The 18,283-nt window shown below is 74.3% G+C and carries 18 protein-coding genes; 9 read left to right on the top strand and 9 right to left on the bottom strand.

Annotated features, from left to right (window positions below):
• Window positions 1–76: 76 nt before the first annotated feature.
• The gene (locus ACGF5T_RS11335) at window positions 77–313 is read right to left on the bottom strand and encodes a hypothetical protein (RefSeq protein ID WP_356605077.1); all 237 of its coding nucleotides are present in this window, start codon (window positions 311–313) and stop codon (window positions 77–79) included.
• Between the two features lie 33 nt (window positions 314–346).
• On the bottom strand, window positions 347–1,156 hold the full coding sequence (locus ACGF5T_RS11340; protein WP_356605079.1) for an SDR family oxidoreductase: 810 nt from the start codon (window positions 1,154–1,156) through the stop codon (window positions 347–349).
• Between the two features lie 220 nt (window positions 1,157–1,376).
• On the opposite strand from ACGF5T_RS11340, the gene ACGF5T_RS11345 reads away from it, so the two are divergent.
• The 4 genes from ACGF5T_RS11345 (at window position 1,377) to ACGF5T_RS11360 (ending at window position 5,722) form a co-directional block, all read left to right on the top strand.
• Window positions 1,377–2,408, top strand: coding sequence for a PHP domain-containing protein (locus ACGF5T_RS11345; RefSeq protein WP_366767163.1), 1,032 nt, complete (start codon window positions 1,377–1,379; stop codon window positions 2,406–2,408).
• Between the two features lie 45 nt (window positions 2,409–2,453).
• Window positions 2,454–3,110, top strand: coding sequence for an HAD family hydrolase (locus ACGF5T_RS11350; RefSeq protein WP_356605082.1), 657 nt, complete (start codon window positions 2,454–2,456; stop codon window positions 3,108–3,110).
• A gap of 61 nt (window positions 3,111–3,171) precedes the next feature.
• Window positions 3,172–4,362 carry an aromatic acid exporter family protein gene (locus ACGF5T_RS11355; RefSeq protein WP_366767164.1) on the top strand — a complete coding sequence of 397 codons (1,191 nt, stop codon included), beginning with the start codon at window positions 3,172–3,174 and terminating at the stop codon, window positions 4,360–4,362.
• A gap of 328 nt (window positions 4,363–4,690) precedes the next feature.
• Window positions 4,691–5,722: an SDR family oxidoreductase gene (locus ACGF5T_RS11360; RefSeq protein WP_366767165.1), complete on the top strand. Its 1,032-nt coding sequence runs from the start codon at window positions 4,691–4,693 to the stop codon at window positions 5,720–5,722.
• Between the two features lie 74 nt (window positions 5,723–5,796).
• On the opposite strand, the gene ACGF5T_RS11365 is transcribed toward ACGF5T_RS11360, so the two are convergent.
• A complete protein-coding gene (locus tag ACGF5T_RS11365) occupies window positions 5,797–6,093 on the bottom strand; it encodes a hypothetical protein (protein WP_356605088.1) in 297 nt (98 codons plus the stop codon).
• Between the two features lie 73 nt (window positions 6,094–6,166).
• Window positions 6,167–7,456 carry an ROK family transcriptional regulator gene (locus ACGF5T_RS11370; RefSeq protein ID WP_356605090.1) on the bottom strand — a complete coding sequence of 430 codons (1,290 nt, stop codon included), beginning with the start codon at window positions 7,454–7,456 and terminating at the stop codon, window positions 6,167–6,169.
• 201 nt (window positions 7,457–7,657) lie between these two features.
• Between ACGF5T_RS11370 and ACGF5T_RS11375 the strand changes: the two genes are divergently transcribed.
• The 3 genes from ACGF5T_RS11375 to ACGF5T_RS11385 all read left to right on the top strand — a co-directional run bounded on the left by ACGF5T_RS11375 (window position 7,658) and on the right by ACGF5T_RS11385 (window position 10,703).
• Window positions 7,658–8,152 (top strand): FBP domain-containing protein, encoded by a 495-nt coding sequence (locus ACGF5T_RS11375; RefSeq protein ID WP_356605092.1) that lies wholly within the window; start codon window positions 7,658–7,660, stop codon window positions 8,150–8,152.
• Between the two features lie 114 nt (window positions 8,153–8,266).
• A complete protein-coding gene (locus ACGF5T_RS11380; RefSeq protein ID WP_366767167.1) occupies window positions 8,267–9,520 on the top strand; it encodes an FUSC family protein in 1,254 nt (417 codons plus the stop codon).
• A gap of 139 nt (window positions 9,521–9,659) precedes the next feature.
• Window positions 9,660–10,703 (top strand): hypothetical protein, encoded by a 1,044-nt coding sequence (locus ACGF5T_RS11385; protein ID WP_366767168.1) that lies wholly within the window; start codon window positions 9,660–9,662, stop codon window positions 10,701–10,703.
• A gap of 62 nt (window positions 10,704–10,765) precedes the next feature.
• Here the strand turns inward: ACGF5T_RS11385 and ACGF5T_RS11390 are convergent, their stop codons facing one another.
• Complete coding sequence (locus ACGF5T_RS11390; protein WP_356605098.1) at window positions 10,766–11,494, bottom strand: DUF2470 domain-containing protein; 729 nt, start codon at window positions 11,492–11,494, stop codon at window positions 10,766–10,768.
• A 176-nt stretch (window positions 11,495–11,670) separates the two neighbouring features.
• Window positions 11,671–12,279 (bottom strand): TetR/AcrR family transcriptional regulator, encoded by a 609-nt coding sequence (locus ACGF5T_RS11395; RefSeq protein WP_366767169.1) that lies wholly within the window; start codon window positions 12,277–12,279, stop codon window positions 11,671–11,673.
• 122 nt (window positions 12,280–12,401) lie between these two features.
• On the opposite strand from ACGF5T_RS11395, the gene ACGF5T_RS11400 reads away from it, so the two are divergent.
• Complete coding sequence (locus tag ACGF5T_RS11400; RefSeq protein ID WP_366767170.1) at window positions 12,402–13,952, top strand: cytochrome P450; 1,551 nt, start codon at window positions 12,402–12,404, stop codon at window positions 13,950–13,952.
• A gap of 53 nt (window positions 13,953–14,005) precedes the next feature.
• Here ACGF5T_RS11400 and ACGF5T_RS11405 read toward each other — a convergent pair whose 3' ends face one another.
• From ACGF5T_RS11405 to ACGF5T_RS11415, 3 genes are all read right to left on the bottom strand, one after another.
• The gene (locus ACGF5T_RS11405; protein ID WP_361015086.1) at window positions 14,006–14,749 is read right to left on the bottom strand and encodes a PIG-L deacetylase family protein; all 744 of its coding nucleotides are present in this window, start codon (window positions 14,747–14,749) and stop codon (window positions 14,006–14,008) included.
• 64 nt (window positions 14,750–14,813) lie between these two features.
• Window positions 14,814–16,115 carry an alpha/beta fold hydrolase gene (locus ACGF5T_RS11410; protein WP_366767171.1) on the bottom strand — a complete coding sequence of 434 codons (1,302 nt, stop codon included), beginning with the start codon at window positions 16,113–16,115 and terminating at the stop codon, window positions 14,814–14,816.
• A gap of 116 nt (window positions 16,116–16,231) precedes the next feature.
• A complete protein-coding gene (locus ACGF5T_RS11415) occupies window positions 16,232–17,257 on the bottom strand; it encodes a LacI family DNA-binding transcriptional regulator (protein ID WP_366767172.1) in 1,026 nt (341 codons plus the stop codon).
• A gap of 179 nt (window positions 17,258–17,436) precedes the next feature.
• On the opposite strand from ACGF5T_RS11415, the gene ACGF5T_RS11420 reads away from it, so the two are divergent.
• Window positions 17,437–18,192, top strand: a complete 756-nt coding sequence (locus ACGF5T_RS11420; RefSeq protein WP_366767173.1) for a (Fe-S)-binding protein — start codon at window positions 17,437–17,439, stop codon at window positions 18,190–18,192.
• Window positions 18,193–18,283 lie beyond the last annotated feature (91 nt).

Below are 18,283 nucleotides of genomic sequence, written 5' to 3' on the forward strand. Positions count from 1 at the left end.
CACCCGGGTGCGGCGAGGGCCCGTCCGACGCCTGCCGTGTCCGCCCGCCGGGCGGCAGGGCACCGTCGGGCGGGCCTCAGTGCGGCGTCCAGGTGAACTTGTCGCCGCCCACCCAGCGGACCACGTCCGGGTCGTCGAGGTCGTGGACCGTGATGCCGAAGGCCGCGGCGGCCTCCAGGACGTCGGTGACGGCCCTGGCCTCACCGACCACCTGCCCGTCGATCTCGACGATCCGGAACGGCGGCGTACCCGGCTGCACCCGGAGCACGACGATCCGCGGTCTGCCGATGTGCGGGGTGTCGATTTCGGTCATGCATCGAGGGTAGGCCGGGCCCTCCGCTCCCGCTCAGGGCCGCCGCCAGGCGTCGCTCGTCAGATGGGATCCGGCCATCGGGCCCATCCGGAGCATGCCGCCGTCCACGCTCCACGAGGCCCCCGTGACGTAGCCGGCGTCGGGCCCGGCGAGGAAGGCGATCACCGCGGCGACCTCGCGCGCGTCACCGGGCCGCCCGAGGGGCACGCCCGGACGGCGCTCGGTGTGCGGGTCGGTGTCCTCCTGGCCGGTCATGGGCGTGGCGATCTCGCCGGGCGCCACCGCGTTGACCGTGATGCCGTGCTCGGCCAGCTCGATCGCCATCACCTGGGTGAGCAGGCCGAGCCCGCCCTTGGCCGCGCAGTACGGGGCGGCGCCCACCCGCGGCTGGTGCTCGTGGACCGAGGTCACGTTGACGATCCGGCCGCCCTCCCCCTGCCGGATCATGCGCCGGGCCGCCTTCTGCCCGCACAGGAAGGGACCGGCCAGGTCGACGTCGAGAACGTGCCGCAGGTCGTCCAGGCCCAGGTCGAGGAAGGGCGTGGCGGTGCCCGTACCGGCGTTGTTGACGAGGACGTCGATCCGGCCGAGCCGCTCGCACAGCTCGTCGACCGTGTCCGCGGCCTCGGGGAGCCGGGCCAGGTCGACCTGGGCGGTCTCCGCCCGGCGGCCCAGGGCCCGCACCTCCCGCGCGGTCCGCTCCGCGCCCTCCCGGTCGGTGTGCCAGGTGACGCCGACGTCCATCCCCGCCTCGGCCAGGCGTACGGCGGTGGCGCGGCCGATACCGGAGTCGGAGCCGGTGACGACGGCCACCCTGGCGTCGGACGGGCTGGGGCTGGGCATGGCGGACCTCCTCCTCGGCGCTCCTCGGTTCCTCTGCCCCGCGCTCGGAGCGGTGCGCGGGGCGTCGCAGTACCCGGGTGCGGTGCGGACAAACCGCCCGTCCGTGGTGCGGGGCCGCGGCGGCTGGGGAACCCTGGACGTGCCGGAGGAGTGTGAGGGAGCGCGAAGGGCTCCGCTGCCCCGGTGGCAGTCGGTGGCACCGGAGCGGGAGGAGGCGCCGATGGAACCCGTCGAGGCGCTGGAGCGGATCGCGTTCCTGCTGGAGCGGTCCCAGGAGCCGACGTACCGGGTCCGCGCCTTTCGCACCGCGGCCCGGGTGCTGGGCGAGCTGTCGGCCGCCGAGCTGCGCGAACGGGCGGGCTCCCTGGAGTCGCTGAAGGGGGTCGGACCCAAGACGGCGCAGGTGGCGCGGGAGGCCCTGGCCGGGAAGGTGCCGGGCTACCTGGAGAAGCTGGAGGGCGGGGCCGACACCCCGCTGGCCGAGGGCGGTGAGCGCCTGCGGGAACGGCTGCGCGGGGACTGCCACCTGCACTCCGACTGGTCGGACGGCGGCAGCCCGATCGAGGAGATGGGCCGGGCCGCGGCGGCGCTCGGGCACGAGTGGGCGGTGCTGACCGACCACTCGCCGCGGCTCACGGTGGCGCGCGGCCTCTCCCCCGAGCGGCTGCGCGAGCAGCTCGACGTGGTGGCCGCGCTCAACGAGACCTGGGCTCCGTTCCGCCTGCTGACCGGGATCGAGTGCGACATCCTCGACGACGGCTCGCTCGACCAGGAACCGGAACTGCTGGAGCGGCTCGACGTGGTCGTGGTCTCCGTGCACTCCAAGCTGCGGATGGACGCCCGCGCGATGACCCGCCGCATGGTGGCCGCCGTACGCGATCCGCACGCGGACGTCCTCGGGCACTGCACCGGGCGGCTGCTGACCGGGCGAGGGCGGCCGGAGTCGGAGTTCGACGCGGACGAGGTGTTCGCCGCCTGCGCGGAGTCCGGGACGGCCGTGGAGATCAACAGCCGGCCGGAGCGGCTCGACCCGCCGCGCCGCCTGCTGCGCCGGGCGGTGGCGGCGGGCGTGCTGTTCTCCGTGGACACCGACGCGCACGCGCCCGGTCAGCTGGACTGGCAGATCCACGGGTGCGCGCGGGCCGAGGAGTGCGGGGTGCCCGCGGAGCGCGTGGTCACCACGTGGTCGCGGGAAGAGCTCCTGGCCTGGACCCGTGAGGGGCGCACACCGTCCGGAGTGGCGGGCCACTGACGTGGTACCCGCCGGACGATCCACGGACCACGAGAGGAATAGTGCATGGAACGGGCGGCCGTGTTCGACGTCGACGGGACCCTCGTCGACACCAATCACCTGCATGTGACGACCTGGTGGGAGGCGTTCCGGCAGGCGGGGCACCGGGTGCCGATGCACGCCATCCACCGGGCCGTGGGCCTTCCCTCCACCGACCTCGTCGCGCATCTGCTGGGCGAGGACCGGGACACGGACCAGGACGCGGAGCTGAGCGCCGCCCACAAGGCGCTGTACGGGCAGTACTTCGACCGCCTGCCGGCCCTGCCCGACGCCGGCGCGCTGCTGCGCCGCCTGGCCGGCGAGGGCTGGAAGGTGGTCCTCGCCACCTCGGCGGGCGGGCCGGAGCTGGACGCGCTGCGGCGGGCGATCGACGCGGACGACGCGATCGCCGCCACCTCGAGCGCCGACGACGTCGACGCGGGCAAGCCGGCCCCCGAGCCGGTCCAGCACGCCCTGGACCTGGTCGGGGTCCGCGCCGAGCGGGCGGTGTTCGTCGGCGACACCGTCTGGGACATGCGGGCGGGCAGCCGGGCCGGGGTGCGCTGCGTGGCCGTGCTGTGCGGCGGCCTGCCCCGCGCCGACCTGGAGGAGGCGGGCGCGGACGCGGTGTACGCCGACCCGGCGGCCCTGCTCGCCTCCCTGGAGCGGAGCCCCTTCGGATGAGCCGCCGAGGTGTACGTCACGTACGGACGTGCCGGCCGGTGACGCGGATACCCGGTACCGCATGACCGCTGTGACGGAGACGGGCAGGCAGAAACTGAGGGGATGGCGGCCATGGGACGCGGTGGGGCGGGAGGCATCGGCCGTCGGACGGGCCGCCCTGGCCGCCTGCCGGGGGCCGGGCCGTGAGCGGGACCTGGTCGTCCAGTCGCTGAAGGCGGCCGGCGCGGCGCTGCTCGCCTGGCTCGTGGCGGGTGTCTGGATGGACGATCCGATGGCGCTGATGGCGCCCTGGGTGGCGCTCGTCCTCGTGCAGGCCACCGTCTACAGTTCGGTCCGGCTGGCCACCCAGCAGTTCGCGGCGATCTGCGCCGGGGCGCTGGTGGCGTCGGGGGCGCAGGTGCTGACCGACGACAACACGGGGGCGCTGGCGCTGTCCCTGCCGGTGCTCATGCTGGTCGCGAACTGGCCGCGCTTCGGGCAGCAGGGCATCTACGCGGCCACCACCGCCGTGTTCGTCCTCCTCTCCGGCACGGCCGTGTCGGCCTCGGCGGTCGGGCACCGGCTGGGGCAGGCGGCGCTCGGGGCCTTCATCGGCGTGGCGGTCAATGCCCTCGTGCTGCCGCCGATCCATCTGCGGGACGTGCGGGAGAACCTGTCGGCGCTGGCGCGGGAGGCGGGTGACGTGCTGCACTCCGTGGCGGACGACATGCGCAAGAGCGAATGGGACGCGCAGACGGCGACCGGCTGGTCGAGCGACTCCGCGCGGCTGCAGCGGCGTGTGGAGGCGCTGAGGTCGGCACGGTCCTGGAGCCAGGAGAGCCTGCGCCTGACCTCGGGCCCGCTGCGGGTGCTGAACCGGGTGCCCGGCACCGTCCCGCCCGAGGAGGAGGACCAGCGGTGGAGCCGCGTCACCGGACACATCACGGCCCTGATCCGGACCCTGTCGGTCGCGGCGGACGAGCACCGCACCCCCGCTCCCCCCGAGGGACCGGTGCTGGACCTGTGCGCGCGGCTGCTGTGCCTGATCGGCGACGCCTGCCGGACGGAGGCCGACCGGCTGCAGGGCGAGGCCGACCGGGCCCGTCCGGAGGAGGCGACGGAGGCGACCATGCGGGAACTGCACCACCGGTTGCAGGAGGGGCTGCGGGAGCAGGCCGGGCAGGGCGCCGCTCACGCCGCGGTGCTCGGCACGCTGCTGCTCCAGTCCGAGAACCTGTGGGCCGAGATCGTCCCCGAGCCCCAGGCACAGTGACCCACATCACCGCATATCGCGACAGACGGTGGAACACCGGCGGGTCCTTCGCCGTTGAAGAAGGCGTGGGTACGGATGGGACAGTGTCCCCGGGCCTCACCTTCTGCCCACAGGGACGATCGTTCGGCTGAAGCCCTGTGGAGCGTCTCGCCGAGAGGCGACCGCCATCCGTACCCGCCGTCGACCGCCCCGATCGTGATTCCCCCGTCGCGATCGGGGCTTCTCCTTGCGTGCCCTGCGTGCCCCTCCGGCGGGACGGGTACCCGGTGCCCTTCGCGCGGGTACGCGGTGCCCCTTCGCGCGGGTACGCGGCAGAGAGGAGCGCAAGGTGAGCAGCACAGCGGGCAGCAGGATCGTGGTCACGGGTGCCACCGGCAACGTGGGCACCAGCGTGGTCCGGCTTCTGGCGGAGGATCCGGAGGTCGGGTCCGTGCTGGGCCTGGCCCGGCGCGTTCCCGGGTGGTCGCCGCCGAAGACGGAGTGGGCCGCCGTCGACCTGGCCTCGGAGCGTGCCGACCTGGGCGCCCACTTCGCCGGTGCCGACGCCGTGGTGCATCTGGCCTGGGCGTTCCAGCCGACGCACGACCCGGCGACGACCTGGCGCACGAACGTCCTCGGCTCCCTCCGGGTCTTCGAGGCGGTGGCCGCGGCCGGGGTGCCGGCGCTGGTGCACGCCTCGTCGGTCGGCGCGTACTCACCGGGTCCCAAGGAGCGCGCCGTGGACGAGTCATGGCCGACGCACGGCTGGCCGGACGCCGCGTACTGCCGGGAGAAGGCCTATCTGGAGCGGGTGCTGGACACCTTCGAGCGCGACCACCCCGGTGTGCGGGTGGTGCGGATGCGTCCGGCCTTCCTCTTCAAGCGGGAGTCGGCCAGCGAGCAGCGCCGCATCTTCGGCGGCAAGTACCTTCCGGGGCCGCTGGCGCGTCCGGACCTGCTCCCCTTCCTGCCGGACGTCCCCGGCCTGCGGGTGCAGGCCCTGCACACCGACGACGCGGCGAACGCGTACCGGCTGGCGGTCCGGTCCGAGGACGCCCGGGGCCCGTTCAACCTGGCGGCCGAGCCTCCGGTCGACGCGGAGCTGCTCGGCGGGATGGTCGGCAAGCGCCCGGTCCGGCTTCCCCGCACCGCGGCGCGCTCGGCAGTCGCCGCCGCATGGGGGCTGCGGCTGCTGCCCGCCTCCCCGCACCTGTTCGACGCGGTGCTGCGGCTGCCGCTCATGGACTGCACCCGGGCGCGCGCCGAGCTGGGCTGGCGACCGGTGCGTACGGCCACCGAGGTGCTGGAGGAGTTCCTGGAGGGCTTCCAGCAGGGCGCGGGAGCCGCCACCGAGCCCCTGCGGGGGCGCAAGGTCGGCTGACCCCGCGCACACGGAAGGGGCCGGTGTCCGCACCGCCGCGGACACCGGCCCCGTGCCGCCGGGGCGGGCGGGCGTCAGCCGGAGGACTCGTCGGGCACCGGATGCTCGGGATGCACGGTGCCCGCCCGCGGGGCGCCCCGACGGCCGGTCCCCGCCTCGTCCGTGTCCGGGACGTCGGCGTCGTCGGCGTCCGTCGCCCCGTCGTCGGTGTCCTCGTCGGCGCCCTCGGGGCGCTGGCCCTGCTCGAGTTGCTCGCGGGTGGGGGCGGCGGCCTCCCACGGGTCGTCCCCGGGGCCGGCCTGCTGGTCCGGCATGTCCCTCGGGACGGGCTCACCGGTCTCGCCCGGTCCTTCGAGGCGGTGGTCGGTCACGGCGCACTTCCTTTCCGCGGTCCTCCGGGGGGTCCGAGCCGCATCGGGTACCTCCGCGCCGACCGGCGAAACATCAGTGCGGCGCCCGCTCCTCGAGTGCGGTGCGCCAGGCGGGGACCGGGTAGTCGGGCGCCGGTTCGGGGCGTCGGCCGCCGCGCGCGAAGAAGTCGGCCAGCGGCAGGATCGCGGCGCCGACGGTCACCGCGTCCGGGCCGAGCCGCCCGAGGTCGATCGTCACCTTCTCGGCGGGGTGGCGCAGCGCGTAGGACACCGCGTGCCGGCGCACCGCGGGCAGGAAGCGGGTGCCGAGCTGGAGTCCGGCCCAGCCGCCGATGAGGATGCGCTCGGGCTGGAAGAGGTTGATCAGGTCGGACAGGCCGGCGCCCAGGTACTCGGCGGTCTCCTCCAGGACGGCGAGCGCGACCGGGTCGGGCTCCTCGCCGGCGGCCGGGTGGGCGGCGGCGAGCAGCGCCGTCAGGGCGGTCTCCTCGTCGGTGCCCTCGGGTACCCGGCCGCCCTCCTCCCGCCAGCGGGCCAGCAGCGACTCGGCACCGGCGTACGCCTCCAGGCAGCCGAGCGCACCGCAGCGGCAGCGGCGCCCCCTGACCCGCACCGTCAGGTGGCCCCACTCGACCGCCCGGCCGTGCTCGGCCTCGGGGGTGACCAGGCTGGCGCCGACGCCGGAGCCGAAGAGGACCACGACCGCGTTGCGGGCGCCGCGTCCCGCGCCGAACCACATCTCGGCCTGGCCGAGGGTCTTGGCGCCGTTGTCGATGAAGTAGGGGACGGTGTCGGGCAGCGGGGAGCCGGCGCGGAGCAGCGCCTCCAGCGGGACCGCGTCCCAGCCGATGGTCTGGCCGTGCACGACGGCACCCCGGTCGGGCGTGTGCTCGACGATGCCCGGGACGCCGATGCCGGCGCCGAGCAGCCGCTCGGGCGCGAGCCCGGCCGTCGCCAGCACCTCGGCGATGCCGTCGCGGATGTGGCCGACGATCACCTCGACGTCGTAGCCCTGCTGGGTCAGCGGGCGCTCGGCGCGGGCCAGTTCGGTGAGGGTCAGGTCGAACAGCTCGACGCGCACCCGGGTCTCCCCGACGTCCACGCCGATCATGTGGCCGCTGCCGGGGGCCACCCGCAGCAGGGTGCGGGGCCTTCCGCCGTCGGAGTCGACGCTGCCGGCCTCCTCCACCAGGCCGTCCGCGACGAGGTCGGCGACGACATTGCTGACGGAGCCGGAACTCAGTCCCGTCGCCGGGCCCAGCTCGAAGCGGCTGAGCGGTCCCTCGAAGTAGAGCCGTTGCAGTACGGCCGTGCGGTTGGCCCTCCTGAGGTCGCGCACCGTGCGCCCGTTCCGCCCCGCCATGTGGCGCCTCCCCTGATGTGCCCGGTCTGCAACATACCTCTGAGCGGCTGCGGCACGCGACTTCCCTCCTTACTTAATTCATGTTATGAACTCGCGCCCCCGGAAATGGGGTGGCTCCGCGCCACCCTCCCTACGTACGCTAGGCAAGAACCTAGGGGCCCTAGGTTGCCGTACACGTCGTCGCCCTCCGGAGGGACTCCCGTGAAAGCACTGACCGAGCAGGACATCCGCGGCTCGTTCATCAACTGCACCAAGGGCGAGGCCAAGCGCCTGTCCGTCCCCCGCGATCTCGACCAGCGGCCCTGGGACGATCTCGACTTCCTGGGCTGGCGCGATCCCGGCGCCCCCGACCGCAGTTATCTGGTCACCGAGGACGACGGCCGGCTCACCGGTGTGGCCCTGCGCTTCCAGCAGGCCCGGCCGGGCTTCCTCCAACGCAGCATGTGCGCCCTGTGCCTGACCACCCATCCCCGCGGCGGCGTGTCGCTGATGACGGCACGCAAGGCGGGCCCGGCCGGCCGGGAGGGCGACTCGGTGGGCCTGTACATGTGCACCGACCTCGCCTGTTCCCTGTACCTGCGCGGCCGGAAAGCCCCCCAGGGCGGCGCCCGCTTCGAGGAGAGCCTCACCCTGGAGGAACAGGTCGCCCGCACCCTCGGCAACCTGTCCGCGTTCCTCGGCAAGGTGGCCGCCTGAAGTTCTCGGACGCCCGGCGGCGCGCGGCGCGTGAGAACCCTCCCGACCGCCTATGTCCGGTTACCGTCCTGTCCGGATACGTTCGATGCGCCCGGGGAAGGGAACAGCCCGAGGATGCGGGATGTACGTGAGAGGGCCGCGTCGGCTGTGCAGCCGGTGAAGTGGCTCAGGGACCCCTTGGTCGTGCAGGCGCTGCGGTCGGCCGCCGCGGCGTCGATCGCCTACGTGATCGCGGTGCGGCTGACACCGGACAAGTCGGCCGCGCCGCTGACGGCACCCCTGACCGCGCTGCTGGTCGTGCAGGTGACCCTGTACGCCACGCTCAAGATGAGCTTCCGCCGGGTGAACGCCGTGGTGGCCGGTGTCCTGGTCGCCATCGCCTTCAGCCAGTTGGTGGGGCTGAGCTGGTGGAGTCTGGCCCTGCTGATCGTGGCGGCGCTGGGCGTGGGGCACCTGGTGCGGGCGCACGAGTTCGTGGCGGAGGTGGCCATCAGCGCGATGCTCGTGCTCGGGGTGACCTCGCACGGGAGCCTGGCGTGGGCGCGGGTGGTGGAAACGCTGATCGGGGCGATCGTCGGGCTGGCCTTCAACCTGGTCCTGGCCCCTCCGGTCTGGGTGGAGCAGGCCGGCGAGTCGATCGAGGGCCTGGCCCGGCGGGTGCGCCAGCTGATGCTGCGCATGGGCGAGGAGGCGGCCGACAGCACGCCCTGGCACGAGGCGGCGGCCCGGCTGCACGAGGCCCGCCGCCTCGACCACGACATCGGCGAGGTGGACGAGGACCTGCGACAGGCCGAGGACAGCCTGCGGTTCAATCCCCGCGTCCGGGAGGGGCTGCTGCACCGGGTGGTGCTGCGGACGGGGCTGGACACCCTGGAGATCTGCACCGTGGTCATGCGGGTCCTCGCGCGCACCTTCACCGACCTGGCGAAGGTGCGCGAGCCGGAGCCGTTGTTCCCGCCCGAGACCGGTGCCACCATCCAGCAGCTCCTGTCCGAGATCGCCGACGCCGTGGTCAGCTTCGCGGTCCTGGTCACCACCAGCGCCAGCGACGACGCGGAGTCCGCGGAGGAGCGCCTCTCCGCCGAGCTCAGGCAGGCCGCGGTCACGCGGGACAAGCTGGCCCGGCTGCTCCTGGAGGACGTGCGGCGCGACGCCCGGCAGTGGCAGTTGCAGGGTGCGGTGCTGACCGAGGTCGACCGCATCATCGACGAGATGGACACCGAGCACCGCTCCCGCCGGCTCCTGGAGGAGCTGGACCGCCACACCCGCGAGCAGCGCGAACGCATGCCGCGGCTGACCCGGTTGCGGGACCGGGCACGCTCCCGGCTCCGGAAGCGGAACCGGAAGGCCGCCGGGCGTCGTTCTTGAGTGAGGGACCGTGCTCGTGCCTGGGCGCGGAACCGGGCTTGGACGAGGGACCGTGCTCGTGCTTGGGTGACGGCGGAGAAGGACGGCGGGAGACGGTGGAGACGCCGAGGGCCCGCCACGGGACGAGGGGGCGGACGGGATGACCGACACCAGCGTGCGGATCGACGGGAACAGGCTGTTGCTGCCGGGCGGTGCCGCGGTGCGTTTCATCCGCACCCTGCGACTGCCCGAGACGGGCACCCACCCGCTGCCGCCCGGACTCGGCGAGTTCCCGGTCCGCCGGGTCGCCGACTACGCCGACACCGTGCCGGAGGCGTGGCGGGCGCGCGGCGGTGTGATGCTACCGGTGTACCTGCGGGAGGCCATGTGGCTGAGCTTCGCCGGTACGACGGAGCCCGCCGCTCTCCAGGTCGGGGTGGGCAAGGTGTGCGCGGTCTCGGGCAGGCCGTGGAGCGACCGGCTGGCCCGTGACCCGCAGAACTACGTGGTCCTCCCCCGCCAGCCCTGGCTGGACGGCATCAACTCCGGCACGGGCACGGTCCGCCAGTTCGTGGCGGTGCCGCTCGGCATGGGCGCGTCCGTCGAGGGCCAGGTCACCGGCGAGGAGGTGTGGGGCGGCGTCCAGTTGCAGGCCTTCCCGCTGGGCGGGGCTGCGCTGGCCCGCTGGCGGGAGGAGGAGCGGCGCCGGGCCGAGACCGCGCGCAGGGCGGCCCGTTCCGGCGGGGCGTACGGGGCGGCGATGCCGATGGCCGCTCCGCCGGCCCCGGGCGCGGCGGCCGGCGCGGCACGGCCCCGGTCGGCGCCGGCCATGGGGCTGGGCGTCGGAGGCTCCATGCGGCAGGAGGTCTACCGCGACGAACGGCCCCTGGCGGACTGGGCCGAGCGGCCCGCGGGACGGGTCTTCGTGCACCTGGTGACGCCGCCCGAGTGGCGGCGGATCACCGGTGAGGCCCCGCCGCCCTCGCCCGTGGACCGGGCGGCGTACACGCAGGCCGGTCTGCCCTGGTACGACTACTACGACCAGGGCGCCGACGACCTCGCGCCCACCGGCCCGCTCCAGGACGTCAAGCCGGTCGGTGACTGGATCGGGGACGACCACGAACCGTGGCAGGCGCCCGCGGCGCAGCAGGTGCGGCCGCTCAAGGACGCGCCGGGCGCGCCGGTGGAGGACGGCGACTGGTAGGCGCGGGCGAGGACGGGCGCGGGGGCCGGTGGGCGCCGCGGCCGGTGGGCGAGCCGTCCTCCTCAGCCGTCGCCGTCCGTGCGCTGCCGTTGCAGGGCCCGCGGGCAGGAGGCGGCGCTCGCCTGCGCCAGCAGGACATGCACCCGCTCCGTGAGCTGCGCGACGTCGTCGGCGGGGGCGTGGAAGGGCAGTCGTACGTCACCGTGGGCACGGGCGCGCTCGACGCGCAGCGTCAGTCCGTGCCGGTCGACGGCGAGGGGCCGCACCCGGACCGCCCCGTGCAGGCTGTCGGCGTCGACGAGCCGGGTCAGCCGCTCCACCGCGTCCCCGTGACAGTCCGCGAGGTGGGTCAGCAGTCGCGCCTCCGCCAGGGCCAGCGGGTCGGGCCGGGCGGCGGTGAACTCGTCGAGGCCGACCACCACCGCACCGGACGGACGGCGCAGCACCACGCGCGTGGGCCGGAAGGCCAGGTGACCGTCGTCCGGGGCGAACCAGCCCGCCAGCCAGAGCCGGGCCCTGATCCGCCCGCGTACCGGGACGGGCGCCACGTCGGCGAACTCCAGCACGGCGGACGGCTCTCCACGGGGCGCGCAGATCGCCGCGGCGAGCAGCGCGCTGTCCTCGGGCACGTGCAGCAGCACCCGGCCGTCGTCGGACACGGTGTGCGCGCCGACGAACTCCTCGCGGCCGCCCTCCGCGGTCACCGCGCAGGACCAGGCGGCGGCGAGCACGGAGCGGGCCTGCTCCGCCGCGGCGGGCGCGGCCGTCCAGGTGGTGTGGTGGTCGCCCATCCCCAACCTCCGTCATCAGATCATCAAGCCTTAGCTCATTAGGTAAGGCTCACCTAACCTATCGGAGATCGAGCCGTGGGCCAACCAGGACGCGTGATCTTTGCGAGACCTTTCCACCGCGCCGGACGGCACACGTCGGCGTCGTGCGGACGCGTTCGGCGGTGCGACGGGAGCGCTCAGGGCGCGATGGCGCCCAGCAGGGCCCGGGCGCACAGGTCGCGCACCTGCTCCCGGGTCGGCTCCGACTCCCGCAGCCACTCCAGGCAGACCGCGGTGGTGAACGCCAGCCAGCCGCGCACCGCGAGCCGCACGTCGGCCCGTTCCCCGAGGACCGGGCCGAACTCCGGATCGGCGGCGAGCGCCGCGAGGATCTGCCGCTCCTGCGCGGCCAGCGCCCGGCGGTAGACCCGGCGCACCGCCTGGTCCCCGGCCGCGTCGGCCCGGTGGAAGGCCCGGTACCCGTGGGCGTGGGCCCGGACGTACTTCAGGTACGCGTCCAGGCCGGCGGTGAGCTGCTCCCGGACGGGCATGCCGGGCACGGCCGCGGTCATCCGCAGCATGCGCTCGCTCTCGCGCTCGACGATCGCCGCGAAGAAGTCCCGCTTGTTCGGGAAGTAGTGGTACAGCAGCCCGCGGGAGACGCCGGCGATCTCGGCGACCTGCTCGATCCACACCTCGTCGTAGCGGCTCTCCGAGAACAACCGCGCGCCCACCGACAGCAGCTGCTCCCGGCGCTCCCCCGTGCTGAGCCTGCGGCGGGTGCGCTCGCCCTGGTTCGCGGCCATGCCCGCACCTTACTTGACGCCGGTTCAACAACGGGACGAGACTGGGGCGCGTTATTGAATCCATGTACAACACGCTTGCCTCTGCACGTGCAACACGCCGCTTGGTCAAGGGAGATCGCGTCATGGCGAGCACGACGAACGGACTGGCCGCGGACGGGCTGCCGAAGGGGTTCCGCAGCGCCGAGCTGGGCTGGCCCGAGCTGCACCGCATTCCGCGCCCGCCGTACCGGCTCCCCCTGCTCGGGGACGTGGTCGGGGCGAGCAGGCACACCCCGATGCAGGACTCGCTGCGCTACGCACGGCGGCTGGGTCCCATATTCCGGCGCCGGGCCTTCGGCAACGAGTTCGTCTTCGTCTGGGGCGCGGAACTCGCCGCCGACCTCGCGGACGAGGAGCGGTTCGCCAAGCACGTGGGTCTCGGTGTGGCCAACCTGCGGCCGGTCGCCGGGGACGGGCTGTTCACGGCGTACAACCACGAGTCCAACTGGCAGCTCGCGCACGACGTGCTGGCGCCCGGTTTCAGCCGGGAGGCCATGGCGGGCTACCACGTGATGATGCTGGACGTGGCCGCACGGCTCACGGACCACTGGGACCGGGCGCGGACGGCGGGCCGGACGGTGGACGTGCCCGGGGACATGACCAAGCTGACGCTGGAGACGATCGCGCGGACCGGGTTCGGGCACGACTTCGGGTCCTTCGAGCGGTCCCGCCCCCATTTCTTCGTCACCGCGATGGTGGGCACCCTCAGCTACGCGCAGCGCCTGAACACCGTGCCCGGCCCGCTGGCCCCGTGGCTGCTGCGCGGCGCGAGCCGCCGCAACACCGCCGACATCGCGTACCTCAACCGCACGGTCGACGACCTGGTCCGCGCCCGTCGCGCGGCGGGCGGCACGGGCGGGGCGGGCGACCTGCTCGACCGGATGCTGGAGACGGCCCACCCCGGGACGGGCGAGCGGCTGTCGCCGGAGAACGTCCGCCGGCAGGTCATCACCTTCCTGGTGGCCGGCCACGAGACCACCTCCGGGGCGCTCTCCTTCGCCCTGCACTACCTCGCCCAGCACCCCGAGGTCGCGGCCCGGGCCCGGGCGGAGGTGGACCGCGTGTGGGGCGACACCGAGGCGCCCGGTTACGAGCAGGTGGCGAAACTGCGGTACGTGCGCCGGGTGCTGGACGAGTCGCTGCGGCTGTGGCCCACCGCGCCCGCCTTCGCGCGGGAGGCCCGCGCGGACACGGTCCTGGGCGGTACGCATCCGATGCGGCGCGGTGCCTGGGCGCTGGTGCTGGCGGGGATGCTGCACCGCGATCCGCACGTGTGGGGGCCGGACGTCGAGGAGTTCGACCCGGACCGCTTCGACGCCAAGGCGGTGCGCGCGCGGGCCCCGCACACCTTCAAGCCGTTCGGGACGGGGGCGCGGGCGTGCATCGGACGGCAGTTCGCGCTGCACGAGGCGACGCTGGTGCTCGGGCTGCTGCTGCGCCGCTACGAACTCCGGCCCGAGCCGGACTACCGGCTGCGGGTCACCGAGCGGCTGACCCTGATGCCGGAGGGACTGCGCCTGCGCCTGGAGCACCGGGCAGGGAACGGCCGGGCCTGCCCGGACCCGGCCCGCGCGGCCGTCACCGAAGAGGCCGCCTCAGCGCCCCGTTGTCCAGTGCACCGGGTGGGCGACTGACCCCGGCAGTACGGTGCCGGCACCGCCCCGGGCCGCGGTGGGTTGCGGCTGCGCTAGCGCGCGAAGACCTCGAAGGTCACCGCCGGTCTCCCGCCGAACCGCTCGCCGGCGGCCTCGGCGTAACCGGTGAGGAATCCGCGCACGTACGTCTCCGGGTCCTCGTCGGTGAGCACCTCGATGTACGTGCGGTGTTCGAGCAGGGAGCGGACCGCGCGCTCCAGTCCGGGCCCGGCGTCCACCGCGTGCGTGGGCGAGGAGGAACCGGCGACCGCGACCCAGCGCACGCCGTCCCAGGGTGCGAGGCCCTGCTCGGTCAGCTCCGGGAAGATCCAGCGGTTGCCGGCGTCGCCCGCCGCGTCCAGCGTGGCGCGGCCGACGGCGACGTGGTCCGGGGTGTTCCAGGCGACGCCGCCCCAGGTGTCGCGGTGGTTGAGGGTGATGACCAGCTCGGGGCGGTGCCGGCGGATCGCGGCGGCGATGTCGCGGCGCAGGGCGGTGCCGTACTCGACGACACCGTCCCGGTGGTCGAGGAACTCCACCTCGCCCACCCCGACCACGGCCGCGCTCGCCCGCTGCTCCCGCTCCCGCACGGCCGCGCACGCACCGGGCTCCAGGGTGTCGATGCCCGCCTCGCCGCGGGTCGCGAGGACGTAGGCGACCTCGCGGCCCTCGTCGGTCCAGGAGGCGATCGCCGCCGAGCAGCCGTACTCCAGGTCGTCGGGGTGGGCGACGACGGCGAGGGCGCGCCGCCAGTCGCCGGGCATGGGCTCCAGTTGCGTGGTCGTCGGCTCCGTCATGCCCGCACAGTAACCCGGGTCCCCCGCGCCCACCCGGCATTCGGGCGGGCGACCGCGGCGCCGGTCAGTCCTCGTCGCGGGCGAGGGCGAGCAGCCGGTCCAGGACCCGGGGTCCGCCGGCCCGCACGCCGTCGTGCTCGAACTCGTCGGTAACCCAGGTGCGCAGGGAGCGGACGGTACGGGCGGTGGTCAGCGCGTGGGCGGTGTCGACGTACATGTCGTCGTGGTAGACGGCCGCCGCGGCCGGTACCTCGTTGACGGCGAGGCGGGCGGGGTCGTACAGCGGGGTCCAGTCGGTGCGGGCGGCGAGGTGCTCGGCGGTCTCGCGCAGCGGGCGCAGCGCCGGGTCGCACTCGAACATCCAGGGGTGGACGGACTCACCGGTGAACAGGAGCGGCTCGTCGCCGGCCAGGGCCTTGGCGGCGTCGAAGCGCGGGAACTCGGCGCGGACCCGCTCGGCCGACCAGTCCGTGGGGCGCGTGTCCAGGCCGTAGATGGCCTCGTGGACGAGGGCGTAGAGCGGGTGGCCCGCGTACGAGAGCAGGTTCTGCGCCTGCTCCTGGAAGGCGTCGGACAGCTCGGGTCCGTGCGGGGTGCGGACGAAGGCGTCCTCCAGGAGGAAGTGCAGGCGGTGGCTTCCGTCGCCGGCGCCGAGCATGGCGCCGAGGGACTGGAAGGCCTCGACGGTGAACCGGTAGCCGTTCGGCAGGACGACGTCGCTGGAGAGCAGGTGGTCGGCGATGCGGCGGGCGCGTTCGACGTCCTGCGGGTAGCGGTCGTAGTGCGCGAGGACCTTGCGTTCGATGCGGGGGTAGGCGGCCCGGTAGATGTCGTCGGCGTGGGCGTCCAGGGAGGGCAGGCCGCCGGTGATCAGGGCGGTGCTCAGACCCTCGGGGGCCAGCGACAGGTACGCCACGGTGCAGAAGCCGCCGAAGCTCTGGCCGAGGACGGCCCACGGGGCGCCGCCGGTGACCCCGGGGCGGATGGCCTCGCAGTCCCGGACGATGGCGTCGGCGCGGAAGTGGGTGAGGTACTCGGCCTGCTCGGCCGGACCGCCGCGCAGCGGGAGCGTCTGCCGGTTGGCGGGCGTGGAGGCGCCGGTGCCGCGCTGGTCCAGGAGCAGGACGCGGTACTCCTTCAGGGCGCGGCCGAGCCAGGACGGCCGGCCGACGAAACGGTTCGCCCCGAAGCCGGGGCCGCCCTGGAGATAGACGAGCCACGGCAGGTCCTGGTGCGCCTTGTCGCTCGCGACGGCCTCGCGGGCGTACAGCTCGATCGTCTCGCCGGCGGGGTCGGCGTGGTCGAGGGGCACGGTGAAACGGCGGTCGGTGAGGACGACGCCGGGCTGGCGGTAGCTGACGCTCAACGGGGCTCCCTGGGCGGACGGATCCGACGGTGATGATTTCTCGGCCGTGCCCCAGTTCAGCACACGATCCTGCGGCCGCCGACCCCCGGGATCGTGACATCGTGCTGAACGGCCGGTCAGCGGGCGACGAGGCTGGAGCGCCGCACCACCAGTTCGGGCTGGAGCACGACCCGCCGGTGCGCGTGGGTGCGGTCGCTTCCCTGGAGGTCCGTCTCCTCCAGGAGCAGCTCGGCGGCCAGGGCGCCCATCGTGACGGCGGGCTGGCGCACGGAGGTGAGCGGGACGGCCGCCGCGGCGGCGAACTCGATGTCGTCGTACCCGACGATCGCGAGGTCTTCCGGCACGCGGACGCCCGCCGCGTAGAGGGCCTGGAGGACGCCGAGGGCGAGCAGGTCGTTGGCGCAGAACACCGCGGTGGGGCGGTCGGCGAGACCGAGCAGACGGGCGCCCGCGTCCCGTCCGGCGGCGACGTCGAGGCGTTCGGTGGGCAGCTCGCGCAGGGCTTCGGGGCCGAGTCCGGCCTCGGCCAGCGCCTGCAGGGCGCCCGTGCGGCGGTCGCGCACCTGGTGCAGGCCGGGCGAGCCGCTCACGTAGGCGACGGAGCGGTGGCCGGCGTCCACCAGGTGCCGTACCGCCAGCGCGCCGCCCGCGACGTCGTCGACGGAGACGGAGCACTCGGTGGTGCCCTCGGCGACCCGGTCGACCAGGACGAAGGGGATGTTGTGGCGCCGGAAGCCCTCGATGTTGCGGCCGGTGGCGTCGGCCGGGGTGAGCAGGACGCCGCGGACCCGCTGTTCGGCGAAGAGCGAGAGGTACTCGGCCTCCTCCCCCGGGTTCTGGGCGCTGTTGCAGACCATCACGCCGAGCCCGGCGTCGCGTGCGGCCCGCTCGGCGCCGCGGGCGACGTCGACGAAGAACGGGTTGCCCATGTCCAGGACGAGCAGCCCCATGATCCGGCTGCGGCCCGCGCGGAGCTGGCGCGCGGACTCGCTGCGGACGTAGCCGAGCCGGTCGATGGCGGACAGCACCCGCGCCCGGGTCTCGGTGGCGACGGTGTCGGGGCGGTTGATGACGTTGGAGACCGTGCCCACGGACACTCCGGCGGCTCGGGCGACATCCTTGATACCCACCGAATGGGCCATCGGGCAGGGACCTCCAGGGTCGGGTCGGGGAGCGTGCGCCAAGGACGCGGGGCGGCCGGGAGACGTTCACATTACCCGCGGCGTTCTCCTCCCCCCGTTCCCGTATCCGGACTACCCTGCGTTTCGTCCGGTGATCAAGACGTCCCGCGCGGTCGACGGGACCGGCCCCAGGAGCCGCGATGCGTGTCGCCCTGTTTCTGACCTGTGTCAACGACACGCTGTATCCGGACACCGGCCGGGCCGTGGTCGCGCTGCTGACCCGGCTGGGCGTCGAGGTCGACTTCCCGATGGCCCAGACCTGCTGCGGGCAGCCGCAGTACAACACGGGGTACCGGCACGAGGCGGAGCCGCTCGCCCGGCGCTTCGCCGAGGTCTTCGGGTCCTACGACGCGATCGTGACGCCCTCGGGTTCGTGCGGGGCGATGGTGCGGGAGCTGTATCCGCGGATGGGCGAGCGGGCGCGGGCCGAGGGGCGCGGGGACACGCTCGCGGCCGCCCTGGCGCCGGTGGTGCCGAAGACGTACGAGCTGACGGAGTTCCTCGTCGACGTGCTCGGGGTGACGGACGTGGGGGCGTACTTCCCGCACACCGTCACCTACCACCCCACCTGCCACGGGCTGCGGAGCCTGGGTCTGGGCGACCGGCCGCGGCGGCTGCTGGAGGCGGTCGAGGGGCTGGAGCTGGTCGAGCTGCCGGGGGCGGAGGAGTGCTGCGGCTTCGGCGGCACGTTCGCCGTGAAGAACGCCGACGTGTCGGCGGCGATGGGCGCGGACAAGGTGCGCAACGCCGCGTCGACCGGCGCGGAGGTGCTGTGCGCGGCCGACAACTCCTGTCTGATGCACCTCGGCGGGACCATGGCGCGGCTGCGTACGGACCTGCGCCCGGTGCACCTGGCGGAGATCCTGGCGAGCGTGAAGGAGGCGGCGGCCGTATGAGCGGGACGTATCTGGGGATGCCGTCCTTCCCCGAGGCGGCGCGGGAGGCCGTGCGGGATGCGACGCTGCGGGGCAACCTGCGCCACGCCAC

Origin of the sequence: Streptomyces sp. NPDC047853, assembly GCF_043204535.1 — a bacterium.
In the GTDB taxonomy this organism is placed as follows: Bacteria; Actinomycetota; Actinomycetes; order Streptomycetales; family Streptomycetaceae; genus Streptomyces.

What these genes read in the sequence shown, in the direction of transcription:
- ACGF5T_RS11335 (WP_356605077.1), bottom strand. Translation starts at nt 313, where the DNA reads ATGACCGAAATCGACACCCCGCACATCGGCAGACCGCGGATCGTCGTG.
- ACGF5T_RS11340 (WP_356605079.1), bottom strand. Translation starts at nt 1,156, where the DNA reads ATGCCCAGCCCCAGCCCGTCCGACGCCAGGGTGGCCGTCGTCACCGGC.
- ACGF5T_RS11345 (WP_366767163.1), top strand. Translation starts at nt 1,377, where the DNA reads ATGGAACCCGTCGAGGCGCTGGAGCGGATCGCGTTCCTGCTGGAGCGG.
- ACGF5T_RS11350 (WP_356605082.1), top strand. Translation starts at nt 2,454, where the DNA reads ATGGAACGGGCGGCCGTGTTCGACGTCGACGGGACCCTCGTCGACACC.
- ACGF5T_RS11355 (WP_366767164.1), top strand. Translation starts at nt 3,172, where the DNA reads ATGACCGCTGTGACGGAGACGGGCAGGCAGAAACTGAGGGGATGGCGG.
- ACGF5T_RS11370 (WP_356605090.1), bottom strand. Translation starts at nt 7,456, where the DNA reads ATGGCGGGGCGGAACGGGCGCACGGTGCGCGACCTCAGGAGGGCCAAC.
- ACGF5T_RS11380 (WP_366767167.1), top strand. Translation starts at nt 8,267, where the DNA reads ATGCGGGATGTACGTGAGAGGGCCGCGTCGGCTGTGCAGCCGGTGAAG.
- ACGF5T_RS11385 (WP_366767168.1), top strand. Translation starts at nt 9,660, where the DNA reads ATGACCGACACCAGCGTGCGGATCGACGGGAACAGGCTGTTGCTGCCG.
- ACGF5T_RS11390 (WP_356605098.1), bottom strand. Translation starts at nt 11,494, where the DNA reads ATGGGCGACCACCACACCACCTGGACGGCCGCGCCCGCCGCGGCGGAG.
- ACGF5T_RS11395 (WP_366767169.1), bottom strand. Translation starts at nt 12,279, where the DNA reads ATGGCCGCGAACCAGGGCGAGCGCACCCGCCGCAGGCTCAGCACGGGG.
- ACGF5T_RS11400 (WP_366767170.1), top strand. Translation starts at nt 12,402, where the DNA reads ATGGCGAGCACGACGAACGGACTGGCCGCGGACGGGCTGCCGAAGGGG.
- ACGF5T_RS11405 (WP_361015086.1), bottom strand. Translation starts at nt 14,749, where the DNA reads ATGACGGAGCCGACGACCACGCAACTGGAGCCCATGCCCGGCGACTGG.
- ACGF5T_RS11415 (WP_366767172.1), bottom strand. Translation starts at nt 17,257, where the DNA reads ATGGCCCATTCGGTGGGTATCAAGGATGTCGCCCGAGCCGCCGGAGTG.
- ACGF5T_RS11420 (WP_366767173.1), top strand. Translation starts at nt 17,437, where the DNA reads ATGCGTGTCGCCCTGTTTCTGACCTGTGTCAACGACACGCTGTATCCG.